Annotated in this window: 11 protein-coding genes; 4 read left to right on the top strand and 7 right to left on the bottom strand. The window is 62.0% G+C overall.

Annotated features, from left to right (window positions below):
* Positions 1–4 precede the first annotated feature (4 nt).
* The 4 genes from ACRESH_RS06465 to pilM are packed head-to-tail and all read right to left on the bottom strand — an operon-like array spanning position 5 to position 3,707.
* Positions 5–1,276, bottom strand: coding sequence for a type IV pilus secretin PilQ (locus tag ACRESH_RS06465; protein WP_431741182.1), 1,272 nt, complete (start codon positions 1,274–1,276; stop codon positions 5–7).
* Positions 1,277–1,318: 42 nt separating this feature from the next.
* Positions 1,319–2,242: a pilus assembly protein PilP gene (locus ACRESH_RS06460; RefSeq protein ID WP_431741181.1), complete on the bottom strand. Its 924-nt coding sequence runs from the start codon at positions 2,240–2,242 to the stop codon at positions 1,319–1,321.
* 11 nt (positions 2,243–2,253) lie between these two features.
* Positions 2,254–2,781 (bottom strand): PilN domain-containing protein, encoded by a 528-nt coding sequence (locus tag ACRESH_RS06455; protein ID WP_431741180.1) that lies wholly within the window; start codon positions 2,779–2,781, stop codon positions 2,254–2,256.
* A complete protein-coding gene (gene pilM / locus ACRESH_RS06450; RefSeq protein ID WP_431741179.1) occupies positions 2,769–3,707 on the bottom strand; it encodes a type IV pilus biogenesis protein PilM in 939 nt (312 codons plus the stop codon). Before pilM ends, ACRESH_RS06455 begins: the two co-directional genes overlap by 13 nt.
* Positions 3,708–3,887: 180 nt before the next feature.
* Here pilM and ACRESH_RS06445 point away from each other — a divergent pair, with 180 nt between their 5' ends.
* Positions 3,888–6,338, top strand: a complete 2,451-nt coding sequence (locus ACRESH_RS06445; protein WP_431741228.1) for a penicillin-binding protein 1A — start codon at positions 3,888–3,890, stop codon at positions 6,336–6,338.
* A gap of 163 nt (positions 6,339–6,501) precedes the next feature.
* On the opposite strand, the gene ACRESH_RS06440 is transcribed toward ACRESH_RS06445, so the two are convergent.
* The 3 genes from ACRESH_RS06440 to rpmE all read right to left on the bottom strand — a co-directional run bounded on the left by ACRESH_RS06440 (position 6,502) and on the right by rpmE (position 8,984).
* Positions 6,502–7,770, bottom strand: coding sequence for a malic enzyme-like NAD(P)-binding protein (locus tag ACRESH_RS06440; RefSeq protein ID WP_431741178.1), 1,269 nt, complete (start codon positions 7,768–7,770; stop codon positions 6,502–6,504).
* Positions 7,771–7,947: 177 nt separating this feature from the next.
* Positions 7,948–8,769, bottom strand: a complete 822-nt coding sequence (locus tag ACRESH_RS06435) for a thermonuclease family protein (RefSeq protein ID WP_431741177.1) — start codon at positions 8,767–8,769, stop codon at positions 7,948–7,950.
* A 2-nt stretch (positions 8,770–8,771) separates the two neighbouring features.
* Positions 8,772–8,984, bottom strand: a complete 213-nt coding sequence (gene rpmE / locus ACRESH_RS06430) for a 50S ribosomal protein L31 (RefSeq protein ID WP_107024884.1) — start codon at positions 8,982–8,984, stop codon at positions 8,772–8,774.
* A 168-nt stretch (positions 8,985–9,152) separates the two neighbouring features.
* On the opposite strand from rpmE, the gene ACRESH_RS06425 reads away from it, so the two are divergent.
* The 3 genes from ACRESH_RS06425 to ACRESH_RS06415 all read left to right on the top strand — a co-directional run bounded on the left by ACRESH_RS06425 (position 9,153) and on the right by ACRESH_RS06415 (position 13,917).
* Positions 9,153–11,372, top strand: coding sequence for a primosomal protein N' (locus tag ACRESH_RS06425; protein WP_431741176.1), 2,220 nt, complete (start codon positions 9,153–9,155; stop codon positions 11,370–11,372).
* 117 nt (positions 11,373–11,489) lie between these two features.
* Positions 11,490–13,226, top strand: a complete 1,737-nt coding sequence (gene argS, locus ACRESH_RS06420) for an arginine--tRNA ligase (protein WP_431741175.1) — start codon at positions 11,490–11,492, stop codon at positions 13,224–13,226.
* 1 nt (position 13,227) lies between these two features.
* The gene (locus ACRESH_RS06415) at positions 13,228–13,917 is read left to right on the top strand and encodes an SPOR domain-containing protein (protein ID WP_431741174.1); all 690 of its coding nucleotides are present in this window, start codon (positions 13,228–13,230) and stop codon (positions 13,915–13,917) included.
* The last annotated feature ends 6 nt before the right edge of the window (positions 13,918–13,923 follow it).

Here is a 13,923-nt window from a genome sequence, read left to right as displayed (position 1 = left end):
AGAATCAACGACTCACAGCAATCGCCTGGTCACTCATGATACGCGGAGTCAGGAAGACCAACAGCTCGGATTTTTTCTCTTGTAGAACATCGCGACGAAACAGCCGCCCAACATACGGCACATCGCCGAAAAATGGCACCTTGTCGACAACTTTACTTTGCACCGTGGAGTACACGCCGCCAATCACGATGGTCTCGCCGTCCCTGACACGAACCTTGGCGTTGACCTCGTTCTTGCGGATTGGCGGCACCTGGGCCAGGGCGTTGAGGTAATCCGGTTCGTCCTTGGTCACCTTCACGGCCATGATCACCCGGTTGTCCGGGGTGATCTGCGGCGTCACCTCCAGAGACAGCGAAGCTTCGCGGAAGGTCACGGAGGTAGCACCGCTGCCGCTGGTTTCCTGATAAGGCACCTCGGTGCCCTTGAGTATCCGCGCAGTCTCCTTGTCAGCAGTGACCACCTTGGGCTGGGAGATGATTTCACCATTACCGGACTTCTCCATGGCACTGAGCTCAAGGTCCAGCAGGACGTTATCACGCACCAGCCCCAGGCCGAGGGCCGAGGTGGCCCGTTCTGCGCCCAGGTCGACAAAGGTGTCAGCGCCGCCCAGCACCAGACCACTGCCCAGGTTCAGCTCCCCGCCCCAGCGCACGCCCAGGCTCCTTTCGTAATCGACATTCGCCTCGACGATCCTCGCCTCGATCATGACCTGACGCACCGGTACATCCAGGCGGGCGATCAACTGACGCAGCGCCTCCAGACGCTCCGGGGTCTGGCGAGCGATCAGGGTGTTGGTTCTCTGATCGACACTCAGCGCCCCCGGAGTGGGCTCGAATGGGTCATTGTCCATCAGCGTCTGAAACACTGCCGCTATATCTGCAGCCTGGGCATAGTGAATCGGTAGCAGCTCACGTCGCGTCGGCACTAAGCCGGCCACCTGTTGACGATCCTCCAGCAGCTGCCTTTCCTGCCCGGCCAACTCGCCGATAGGCGCCACCAACAGGACATTGCCTTCGCTACGCTTCTCCAAGCCCTTGCTGCGCAGTACCAGGTCCAGCGCCTGCTCCCAGGGCACATCCTGCAGGCGCAGGGTGACCCTGCCCTGCACCGCATCGCTGGCGACCAGGTTGACCCCGGAGAAATCGGCCAGTACCTGCAACACCGAACGTACCTCGATGTCCTGGAAGTTCAACGACAAAGGCTCGCCCTGTGGCGCGCGACTGGCCGACACCACGCCAGCAGCCTGCAGCGTAAACAACGCAGCGAATACCGCCATGTTCCATCCTGCCCTCATCTGCGACCTCCCTGGTTCGCACCTTTATTCCGTGCCAGCAGGCAGCTTCAGGCTCAGCGTTCGACGTCGCTCGACCCACCCCTTGCCCACCACGAACACTTCCTCGGCTATTTCGACCTGCCGCTCCTCGATGCCCACAACCTGTCCCTTGTCACGCCCCAGGCGGTCTCCCACCTGCAGGCGGTGGACGACGCCTGCGACACGCAGCAATGCAAAACGGACCTGACGCCGGGCCAGGCTGCCAATCATCTCGAACTGGTCGAGTGGCACCGTTTCCAGGTACTGACGGTGCTGCATCAGCGGCGAAGGCTCGAACGGGCTGCGCGAAACGCTCGGCAAAGGCCGTACCGGCTCAGGTTCAAGACGAGTCAGAGCAGAAGCCGTACTTTTCACCCGGCTACGGTAGGCACTGACGCGGACCTGCATACGCAACCCCGCCGGGTTCTGCACCTGTACCGGTAACAAAGAGAAATCCTGCAAGGTGATAAGTCGAGGTAACTGGGCCAGACCCTGGGCAAAAGTGGCCAATGCCACGTAAGTGCCGCGCAACTGAAATTGCATTGGCATTTCAACGTGGTGGTCATGAAGGATCTCCGGTAACAGTTCCACCTGCTCGACAAACACCCCCTCCGACTGCCCCTGATGCGCAATGTCTTCCAGTAAATCGGCCAGCTCACCACCCGCGGCCAACCTCCAGCGGGACTCATCAAGGCGCTGATATGCCGCGGCCAATTGCGCCTCGTGGGTCGCAAGCGCCTGTGCACGTACTGCCTTGTCTGCCTGCTCGAACCGCAAGTGCTGCGACTGTTCGGCACCTTTCTCGATCTCGATGAAAAGCGCGCGCAGATGCACGAAGTACGCAAGCCCCAGCATCAGCGTCAGACCGCTACCCAGGAGTATCGCCTGCCTGATTCGGGAGCCAGCCGCCATCTGCTGCCATCGAACCATGGACAACAAATTCAAGGCTCACCCCTCAAGGCCACGCTCAATTCGAACGCCTCCCCCTCATCCACTGCCTTCATCTGTTGCATATCAGCCTCCCCGAGCGCAGAGGACAGGTTGCGCAACAGTTGTGCGACCAACGACCCCGAGCGCGCCAGCCCATGGATATGCAGGCGCGTGCCTTCTCGAGTGACCGCCGTGAGGTACACCCCTTGTGGCACGGCGCGTTCGAGCTGTACGAGCAGATCAACCAGGAATAATCGCTTGCCCTGCAGATACTCCAGCGCTTGCAGCCTGTGCTGGATCTGCTCCTGCTCAACCGTATGCTGCGATAGCTGCGTCAGCTGAGCATCGAAGCGCTCGATAGCCTGCCGGGTCGAGGCGCTTTCGAGCATCTGGCGGTGTTGCACCTGCCGCCCCAGATAATCCGTCAGCCAGGTAATCAGCGCAGCCATCAGTCCTACGCCCAACAACAGCCCCTGCAAGCGTCGGATACCGGCCTGACGCTGTTGCTCACGCCAAGGCAGCAGATTCAACCCAGGCATCGATCGCCCTCCCGCATTGCCAAGCCACAGGCAACCGCAAGGCACGGGGCCTGTGCCATCAAGGAGCGGGACTCCAGACCTGGCGCCAGAGCCAGATGCTTGAAAGGGTCGGCATGGCGCACATCCATGCCCAGACGCTGCTGCAGTTGCCCGGGCAAGTGCAGATCCACCGCACCAGCCCCCGAGAGCAGCAACTGTTCTGGCAGCGCCCTCCCTGGGCTGGATAACAAATAGTTATCCACAGCCATCGCCAACGATTGCACGAAATCCCCCTGGATAGGCATGCGGACTTCGCGACGCAGCGACACACGCCCGTCACCCCGCTCGTGAAAGACCAAGGCATCGGCTTCGATTTGCAGCAACAAGCCCTCGTGCGCGCCGTCTGCTTGTACCGCACGCTGCAAGGCGTGGCTGTCGGGCTCAACCACACAGGCCCGCATGCCAGCGGATTCAAGACTGGCTTGGAGCACTTCCAGCAAAGCCAGATGACAAGCGGCAACGACAACCCGTTGGCGCTGACAATCGTCAGGATCAAGACCCATGACCTGAAAGTCGATTGCAGCATCCTCAAGGGCAAAAGGAATAAACTGGCCGGCATCGGCTGGTAGGTGCTCGGCAATGGCTTCGTCGTCCAAGTCAACCGGCATCGACACCAGCTTCTCGATCACCAGCCCGCCTGGCAGCGCAATGGCTGCTTTGCGCACCTGGCCGACACTACGCCGAACAGCCCGGAGCAAGGCCGCGCCGACCTGCTCAGGATCACCGATCCAGCCATTGTGCATGGCTGTCGCAGGCAAAGGTTCAAGTGCCCAGGCCTTCACGCTGCAACGACCACGATACCGTTGCAACTGCACCAGCCTGATGAACGGAGGGGTAATTTCCACCCCCAGAAGTGAACCGGCATCCTTGCCCAAGCGTCCAAGCATCGGTTTTTCCTTGATCGCCGCAGGTCAACAGGGGGCTTGGCCCCATCAAACCTGGCTGATTCCCTGACGGCTGCGCCAATAACGCGACCGTGCGAAAAATGCTTATAATGCCCAGCGTTTTCCCTTGTCCGCTGGCCCTGCGCGCAACCCACTCTTTTACCTGGACGCCCAAAAGCCTTGATACGCCTGCTGAAGTTCTTCTGGTGGTCTTTCGTCGCAGTCATTTGCGCAATCGTGCTCGGTCTGAGCGGCGCGTTTCTGTATCTTAGCCCCAGCTTGCCCTCGGTAGAGGCCCTCAGAAGCATCCAGTTGCAGATCCCTTTGCGGGTCTACAGCAGTGACGGAAAACTCATTGCCGAGTTTGGCGAAATGCGCCGTTCTCCCATCCGTTTCGCCGACATTCCGCCCCATTTCATTCAGGCTTTGCTCTCGGCCGAAGACGACAATTTCGCCAATCACTACGGGGTTGACCCTAGTAGCCTGATGCGCGCTGCAACACAATTGCTCAAGTCCGGGCACATTCAAACCGGCGGCAGCACCATCACCATGCAGGTGGCGAAAAACTTCTTCCTCAGCAGTGAGCGCAGTTTTTCGCGCAAAACCAATGAAATCCTCCTGGCCTTGCAGATCGAACGCGAGCTGACCAAGGACGAGATCCTCGAGCTGTACGTCAACAAGATCTACCTGGGCAACCGCGCCTACGGCATCGAAGCCGCGGCCCAGGTGTACTACGGCAAGTCGATCCGTGACATCAGCCTGGCCCAGATGGCCATGATCGCCGGCCTGCCCAAGGCGCCGTCGCGCTTCAACCCGCTGGCCAACCCGGTGCGCGCCAAGGAGCGCCGTGACTGGATCCTGGGGCGCATGTACAAACTGGGCAAAATCGACGAAGCCAGTTACCAGGCCGCACTGGCCGAGCCGATCAACGCCAGCTACCACGTGCCGACGCCTGAAGTCCGCGCCCCGTACATTGCCGAGATGGCCCGTGCCGAGATGGTTGGCCGTTATGGCAGCGATGCCTACACCGAAGGGTTCCGGGTCACCACCACGGTGCCGAGCGACCTGCAGGAAATCGCCAACAAAGCCGTACTCGACGGCCTCAGCGCCTACGATGAGCGCCACGGCTATCGCGGCCCTGAGGCGCGCTTCCCGGGCAAGCCCCACGCCGCCTGGCTGCAGGAACTCAGTAAACAGCGCCCGCTGGGCGGCCTGGAGCCGGTGATTGTCACCCAAGTCGACAAGACCGGCCTGCAGGTGCTTACCCGCGCCGACACACTGGAAACCGTGACCTGGAACACCATGAAATGGGCCCGCCCTTTCCTCAACACCAACAGCCAGGGGCGTGCACCGCAGCAGCCTTCTGATGTCGCTCAGGTGGGAGACCTGATCCGCGTCCAGCGCCTGGACGACGGCAGCCTGAAGTTCAGCCAAGTCCCGGGCGCGCAGAGTGCACTGGTTTCGCTGGACCCCAATAACGGCGCCATCCGCGCCCTGGTTGGCGGCTTCTCCTTCGAGCAGAGCAATTACAACCGTGCCATGCAGGCCAAGCGTCAGCCGGGCTCGAGCTTCAAGCCGTTCGTCTACAGTGCGGCGCTGGACAGCGGCTACACCGCCGCCAGCCTGGTCAACGACGCCCCGATCGTGTTCGTCGACGAGTACCTGGACAAGGTCTGGCGCCCGAAGAACGACACCAACACCTTCCTTGGCCCGATCCGCATGCGTGAAGCGCTGTACAAGTCGCGCAACCTGGTGTCGATCCGTTTGCTGCAAGCCATGGGTGTCGGTCGGACCATCGAGTACATCAGCAAGTTCGGCTTCAACAAGCAGGACCTGCCGCCCAACCTGTCCCTGGCCCTGGGTACCGCCACCCTGACGCCAATTGAAATTGCCACGGGCTGGAGCACCTTTGCCAACGGCGGCTTCAAGATCACCCCATACTTGATCGAACGCGTCGAGAGCCGCAACGGTGAAACCCTGTTTACTGCCAACCCGCCACGGGTGCCGCAAGCCGAACAGGTCGAAGCTGGAATTGCCGCGCCAGAAGCCCCGATCAGCAGCCAACTGCCTGGCGAAGCGGCTGCCGCGCCGACCAGCAACGCGCCCGCCGTCGCCCAGCCTCCCGCGGTGGCCGAACGCATCGTCGACAGCCGTACCACCTACATCCTCACCAGCATGCTCCAGGACGTGATCAAGCGTGGCACCGGGCGGCGCGCCCTATCCCTGGGCCGCACTGACCTTGCGGGCAAGACCGGCACCACCAACGAGTCCAAGGATGCCTGGTTTTCCGGCTACAACGCCGACCTGGTGACTACCGTCTGGAGTGGCTTCGACCAGCCTGAAACCCTGGGGCGCCGTGAATACGGCGGCACCGTGGCGCTGCCGATCTGGATGAACTTCATGGGCCCGGCCCTCAAGGACACGCCCAACCACGCCCCGGCCGAACCGGAAGGTATCCTCAGCCTGCGGGTTGACCCGGTCAGTGGCCGGGCAGCAACGCCGAGCACGCCGAATGCCTACTTCGAGCTGTTCAAGGCAGAGGACACACCGCCATCGGTCAACGAGCTGGGCGACGGCAATGCACCGGGCAGCCCGCTGCCTGCGGATGAAGCAGCGCCAATCGATCTGTTCTGATTATCCCGGACCGCTTTACGGCCCATCGCTGGCAACGCCAACTCTCCCCCCTGTGGGAGCTGGCGTTGCCAGCGATGAAGATAAAACAGATCCATGGCCAAGCACCCACAAAAAAGCCCCGACTCTCACGAGCCGGGGCTTTTTGTTACAACGCTACAACGGCTTAGCCGTTGAACACGTCATCCACGCTTTTCAGCGGGTAGTTCTTCGGATACGGCAGGGTCGCCACGCCGGTTTCGATTGCGGCCTTGGCCACAGCATCAGATACGACGGTGATCAGGCGGGCATCCATTGGCTTCGGAATGATGTACTCACGGCCGAACTCCAGCGCGTCGACGCCGTAGGCTGCACAAACTTCCTTCGGCACCGGCAGCTTGGCCAGGTCTTTCAGGGCGTTGGCGGCGGCGATCTTCATTTCTTCGTTGATGCGCCTGGCGCGAACGTCCAGGGCACCGCGGAAGATGAACGGGAAGCCCAGCACGTTGTTGACCTGGTTCGGGTAGTCGGAACGACCGGTGGCCATGATCACATCGCTGCGGGTAGCGTGCGCCAGTTCCGGCGAGATTTCCGGATCAGGGTTGGAGCAGGCGAAGACGATTGGGTTTGCTGCCATCGACTTCAGGCCTTCAGGGCTCAGCAGGTTCGGACCGGACAGGCCGACGAACACGTCAGCGCCTTCCAGGGCGTCAGCCAGGGTGCGCTTGTCGGTCGCGTGGGCGAAGACCGCCTTGTACTGGTTCAGGTCGTCACGGCCAGCGTGGATCACGCCAGTACGGTCAACCATGAAGATGTTCTCGATCTGTGCACCCATGCTCACCAGCAGCTTCATGCAGGAGATGGCGGCAGCGCCGGCGCCCAGGCAGACGATCTTGGCGTCGGCCAGGGTTTTGCCTGCGATTTCCAGGGCGTTGATCATGCCGGCGGCGGTCACGATCGCGGTGCCGTGCTGGTCATCGTGGAATACCGGGATGTCGCACTGTTCAATCAGCGCGCGCTCGATCTCGAAGCACTCAGGTGCCTTGATATCTTCCAGGTTGATGCCACCGAAGGTGATGGAGATACGCTTGACGGTGTCGATGAAGGCTTGCGGGCTTTCGGAGTCGACTTCGATGTCGAAGACGTCGATACCAGCGAAACGCTTGAACAGAACACCCTTGCCTTCCATGACAGGCTTGGACGCCAGCGGGCCGAGGTTACCCAGGCCAAGAATGGCGGTGCCGTCGGAAATGACTGCTACCAGATTGCCCTTGCCGGTGTACTTGTACGCCAGCTCTGCGTCGCGAGCAATTTCACGCACCGGCTCGGCCACGCCAGGGCTGTAGGCCAGCGCCAGGTCGCGAGCAGTCGCAGTAGGTTTGGTGAGCTCGACGCTCAGTTTCCCCGGGCGAGGCTGAGCATGGTATTCGAGAGCGGCGGTTTTCAAATCTGACATGGTGGGCATTCCGCTATTTACTATTCTGACGGACCGCCGAGGATACGCAAAGAGCAAAGGGTCGACAAGACTGGCCGGTCACTTGTGTCAAGGCCTTTAACCTACGACTTTCCGCCAAGAGCCGCAGCCCGCAAGGGTTTCTATGTGTACAATCAAAATAAAAAATGTAGACAATTCTTATTTTTCGACCCGCTCCAGCATCGAAGGATCGGTCAACGGCAGCATCCAACGCTGCTGTCCAGGTTTCAGCCCACCTTTGCGGGAACGATCCAGCACCCAACCGCGAGCCTCGATGGATCGACCTTTCAAATCCGTGAGGAAGGCGGCGGGGAAGTTACGTTGCAATCGAGCGGGCACCTGAAGCACCAGCGAATCATCGATTTCGATCCAGATACCACCGCGATTGCGTTCGATACTCCGCACCTTGCCGCTGATCAGCGCAAAGCCCGACTGCCGGAGCTGGTTCGCCGGCGTCAGTGGCGATTGCCGCCACAGGCCTTTGCCAGCCTGACGAGCAGCGTTCTCAGCCTGCTGCTGACAGCTGCTCAGCGAGACGTTCGGCGCCACTGCCACCCGGTAGCCCAGGCCTTCGCTGAGCAGTTGTGCTTCGAAATTGTCGCCAGAGCGGCCGTAGACGTGCGCCAGCGTACGCCCGTATTTGTCGCGCGATTCGGCGCCCGGCACCAGGCTCACCTGACCGCCGCTGCTCTTGACCAGGGCCTGTAGACGCTGGCGCGCAACCTCGGCGAAGGCTTCGCTGCGGCGGCCCTTGCGGCCGATTTCCGGGGCATTGATACCGATCAGGCGAACACTGCGGCCATCATTCAGACGCAAGGTATCGCCGTCGACCACCTGACGTACGCTGACGACCTGTGGATCGACGGGTGCAGGGCAGAAAGCCAGCGCCGGCAGTTGCCAAGTTGCACCCACAAAAAAGGCGCCCACGAGGGACGCCTTCTTCAGCAGCATTGCCAAGCCCATCGGGCCAGCTACGCGCAATCTTACTTCTTGCCGAACGCAGCGAAGCGATCTTCGAAGCGCTTGACGCGGCCGCCGGTATCCAGAGTCTTCTGCTTACCGGTGTAGAACGGGTGGCACTCGTTGCATACGTCGGTACCCAGTGGGGCGCACAGGGTCGAACGAGTTTCGAACTTGTTACCGCAGCTGCAGGTGACTGCGACTACTTCATAATTCGGGTGAATTTCTGGCTTCATGGTCACTTCCTCGACTGCGTGCCGCCACCCAACACCATTGTTGAATACCGCACGTAATTAGGCGGCGAATAATACCAGAGCATGCTGTCAACGCAAGTTGTCGCTTGCACCGACTGTCGTCTGCTAGGCTCGCCGGGTCTTGGAAACCCCCTTCAGAGAACTCATCGCGTGTCCGACGTCATTCTGCGCCTCGCCCTGCCCTCGCCCCTGCGGCGATTGTTCGACTACAGGGCCCCGGCGAGCATGGCGCGCCAGGCGCTGACCCCGGGCATGCGTATTCGCGTGCCCTTCGGGCGGCGGGAAATGATCGGCATCCTGATCGAAATAACCGACAAGAGCGAGGTCCCGTCGGACAAGCTCAAGCCGGCAATCGCCCTGCTCGACCCGGTCTCGCCACTGCCCCCGGCGCTATTCAAGCTGTGCCTGTGGACCGCCCAATACTACCAGCACAGCCTTGGCGACACCCTGAGCTGGGCCCTGCCAGTGCTGTTGCGCCAAGGCGAACCGGCAGAGGCGCGCCAGGAGCGCTTCTGGCAAGTCGCGCCGGGCGCACGCCTGGATGACCCACGTATTGCCCGCGCGCCTCGACAGCGCGAAGCCTTGGCGACCCTGGCGCAACACCCCCATGGGGTCGCGCATACACTGCTGAGCAAACTGATGTTGAGCAAGGACAGCCTTGACCTGCTACTGGCCAAGGAGCTGGTCCGGGTCGAAGTGCGCCGCCACCTGCCCCAGGAGCGTCATGAACACTGGCTGGCACAGCCCGAGCTGCCGCTGAACGACGAGCAACGCGCCGCCTTCACTGCCGTGCGCTCGGGTTTCGACAGTTTTCATGCCTTCCTGCTGGCCGGCGTTACCGGCAGCGGCAAGACCGAGGTCTATCTGCAGCTGATCCGCGAAACCCTTGAATCCGGTAAGCAGGCGCTGATCCTGATTCCGGAAATCAACCTCGGGCCGCAGACCCTGACGCGCTTTGAACAGCGCTTCAACGCCCGTATCGCCCTGCTGCACTCGGCAGTCAATGACCGTGAACGCCTGGACGCCTGGCTGGCGGCCCGCGACGGCGAGGCCGACATCATCATCGGTACTCGTTCGGCACTGTTCACCCCGATGAAGCACCCCGGCCTGATCATCATCGACGAGGAGCACGACGGCTCCTACAAACAGCAGGAAGGCCTGCGCTATCACGCCCGCGACCTGGCCCTGGTGCGCGCGCGCCAGGAAAACATCCCGATCCTGCTCGGTTCGGCGACGCCGTCACTGGAAAGCCTGCACAACGCCCACAGTGGCCGCTATGGCCTGCTGCGCCTCAACCAGCGCGCAGGCGGCGCCCAGCAGCCACGCTTCTTGCGCCTGGACGTCAAGAGCCGGCCCCTGGACAGCGGCATCAGCGGGCCGATGCAACAGGCCATCGGCCAGACCCTGGCAGCCGGTCAGCAAGTGCTGGTATTCCTCAATCGCCGCGGCTTTGCCCCGACCCTGCTGTGCCACGATTGCGGCTGGATGTCCGAGTGCCCGCGCTGCGATGCGCGCATGACCGTACACCAGCGCTCCAACGAACTGCGCTGCCACCACTGCGGCTACGACGAACGCGTGCCGCGCCAGTGCCCGCAGTGCAACAAGGTCGACCTGCGCCCGGTTGGCGCTGGCACTGAGCGGGCAGAAGAGCGCCTGAGCATTCTGTTCCCGGACTTTCCGGTACTGCGCGTAGACCGCGACAGCACCTCGCGCAAAGACGCCATGAATCAACTGTTCGCCACCATCCAGCGCGGTCAGCCGTGCATCCTGGTCGGCACCCAGATGCTTGCCAAAGGGCATCACTTCCCGCGGGTGACCCTGGTGGCGATTCTCGATGCCGACGGTGGCTTGTTCTCCGGCGACTTCCGCGCCAGCGAGCGCATGGCCCAGCTTATCGTTCAGGTTGCCGGTCGCGCTGGACGCGCCGAGGAGCCTGGCAAGGTGATCATCCAGACCCATCTGGCCGACCACCCGCTGCTGGTGCAATTGACCGAACAGGGTTACTTCGCCTTTGCCGAGCAGGCCCTGAGCGAGCGACGCGCAGCGGGACTGCCGCCGTTTGCCCACCTGGCCCTGCTGCGGGCCGAAGCGCACAAGCCGGGGCAGGCCGAGAGTTTCCTCGACGAAGCCTGCAGCGCGGCAGAACAGCTGCTGGCCGATCAAAACCTGCAGGGCATCGAGCTGCTCGGCCCGGTTCCGGCGCCCATGGAGCGACGCGCTGGCCGTTTTCGAGCACAACTATTGCTCCAGGCCAATGCGCGGGCGCCTTTGCATCGACTGATCAGTGCCTGGTTGCTACTGTTGGAGCAGATGCCGTCCGGGCGGCAGGTGCGCTGGTCTTTGGATGTGGATCCGGTGGATCTGTATTGACTATCGCCCCGCGATAGCCCTTCAAAGGTTGGCAACCTCGCCCCAGCAACGGATAATGTCCAGTTTTTCCACCTGCGCATCGAAGCGCCGCCGCGCTTGCGGTCGAAAGAGAAGCCCATGAAAGACACCATTCGCCAGCTTATCCAGCAAGCCCTCACCCAACTCGTCACCGACGGTGTGTTGCCTGAAGGGCTGACGCCGGCGATCCAGGTGGAAAACGCCCGGGACAAAACCCACGGCGACTTCGCCAGCAACATCGCGATGATGCTGGCCAAGCCTGCCGGCATGAAGCCGCGCGACCTGGCGGAAAAAATCATTGCCGCGCTGCCTGCCGATGAGCAGGTCAGCAAGGTCGAGATCGCCGGCCCCGGCTTCCTCAACTTCTTCCAGAATACCCAGGCCCTAGCCGCTCGCCTGGATGCCGCGCTGGCCGACGCCAAGCTCGGCGTCAGCAAGGCCGGCCCGCAGCAGAAGGTGGTGGTCGACCTGTCGGCACCTAACCTTGCCAAAGAAATGCACGTCGGCCACCTGCGTTCGACCATCATCGGCGACGCCGTGTCGCGCGTCCTGGAGTTCCTCGGCGACACCGTGGTGCGTCAGAACCACGTCGGCGACTGGGGTACCCAGTTCGGCATGCTGATGGCCTACCTGCAGGAAAACCCGATCACCAGCGACGAGCTGTCGGATCTGGAAAACTTCTACCGCGCCGCGAAAAAGCGTTTTGACGAGTCGGAAGAGTTCGCCGACCGAGCCCGCGGCCTAGTGGTCAAGCTGCAAGCGGGTGACGAGGATTGCCTGAAGCTGTGGACCCGCTTCAAGGACATTTCGCTGTCGCATTGCCAGAAGACCTACGAACTGCTCAACGTCAAACTGACCATGGCCGACGTAATGGGTGAAAGTGCCTATAACGACGATCTGGCCAACGTGGTTTCCGAGCTCAAGGCCAAGGGCCTGCTGGTCGAGAGCAACGGCGCCCAGTGCGTGTTCCTCGACGAATTCAAGAATGCCGAAGGTGAACCACTGCCTGTGATCGTGCGGAAGGCCGACGGCGGCTACCTGTATGCCACCACCGACCTGGCTGCCGTGCGCTACCGCAGTAACAAACTCAAGGCCGACCGCGCCCTGTACTTCGTCGATCAACGCCAGGCCCTGCACTTCAACCAGGTGTTCGAAGTGGCCCGCCTTGCCGGCTTCGTCGGCCACCCGATGCAAATGGAACACATGGGCTTCGGCACCATGAACGGCGCCGATGGCCGCCCGTTCAAGACCCGCGACGGCGGCACGGTGAAGTTGATCGACCTGCTCACCGAAGCCAAGGAACGTGCCTACGCCCTGGTCAAGGAGAAGAACCCTGAGCTGGCAGAGGAAGAACTGCGCGCTATCGCTCAGGTGGTCGGCATTGACGCGGTTAAATACGCCGATCTGTCCAAGCACCGCACCAGCGACTACAGCTTCAACTTCGACCTGATGCTCAACTTCGAAGGCAACACCGCGCCGTACCTGCTGTACGCCTACACCCGCGTCGCCGGCGTGTTCCGCAAGCTGGGCAAAAGCTTTGATGAAGTGGACGGGCAAATCGTCCTGCAAGCCGCCCAGGAGCAAGACCTGGCCGCGCGCCTGGCCCAGTTCGGTGAAATCCTGAACAACGTCGCCGAAAAAGGTACTCCGCACGTACTTTGCGCTTACCTGTACGACGTGGCCGGCCTGTTCTCCAGCTTCTACGAAAACTGCCCGATCCTGGGTGCGGATACGCCTGAACAACAGCAGAGCCGCTTGCGCCTGGCTGCCCTGACTGGCCGCACCCTCAAGCAAGGTCTGGAGCTGCTCGGCCTGGAAACCCTGGAGCGTATGTAAGTTGGCTGCCAAGAAAAAACCTGCCCCCAAGCGCGGCGCCAGCCGCAACCAGGCACCAGCCAAACAACCGATTCCGGGCTGGCTGTGGCTGGCGATCGGCCTGACCGTCGGCGCCTTCATCGTTTTTCTGATGAAGCTTGAGCCGGGCAACGAAGAGGTCAAACGCAGCAAGCCTGAACAGCAGAAAGCCGAGAAGGCCGCCGAAGCCAACAAGACCGCGCCAAGTCCGCAACAACCGGTCAAGCCCAAGTACGACTTCTATACCTTGCTGCCCGAGTCGGAAGTGATCGTGCCGCCTGAAGCGGTACCAGAGAAAACCCCGCCGGTACCGGCGCAACCACCGGTCACCCCGGCGGAAGCGGCGAAGATCGATACCGCACGGGCACAGGCCGCGCTGCTGGGGCAGACACCACCACCGGCACCACCGGTGATCAAGCCGGCGGCGACCACCCAGTTCTTCCTGCAGGCCGGGTCGTTCCGCAAACAGGCTGATGCCGACAAGGTCCGGGCGCAGATCATCCTGCTCGGCCAGGCGGTCAAGGTGGAGTCCGGCACGGTCAAAGAAGAAACCTGGTACCGGGTACTGGTCGGCCCGTTCAGCAATCGCGAGCAACTGACCGTGGCCCAGAAACAGCTGGCCGGCAGCGGCTTCAGCAACCTGTTGCTGCAGCAGCGCCAGACCCGCCAGTGATCCTGC

The organism is Pseudomonas sp., from assembly GCF_050739775.1.
Classification (GTDB): Bacteria; Pseudomonadota; Gammaproteobacteria; order Pseudomonadales; family Pseudomonadaceae; genus Aquipseudomonas.
This window is presented reverse-complemented; position numbering and strand designations above follow the sequence as displayed.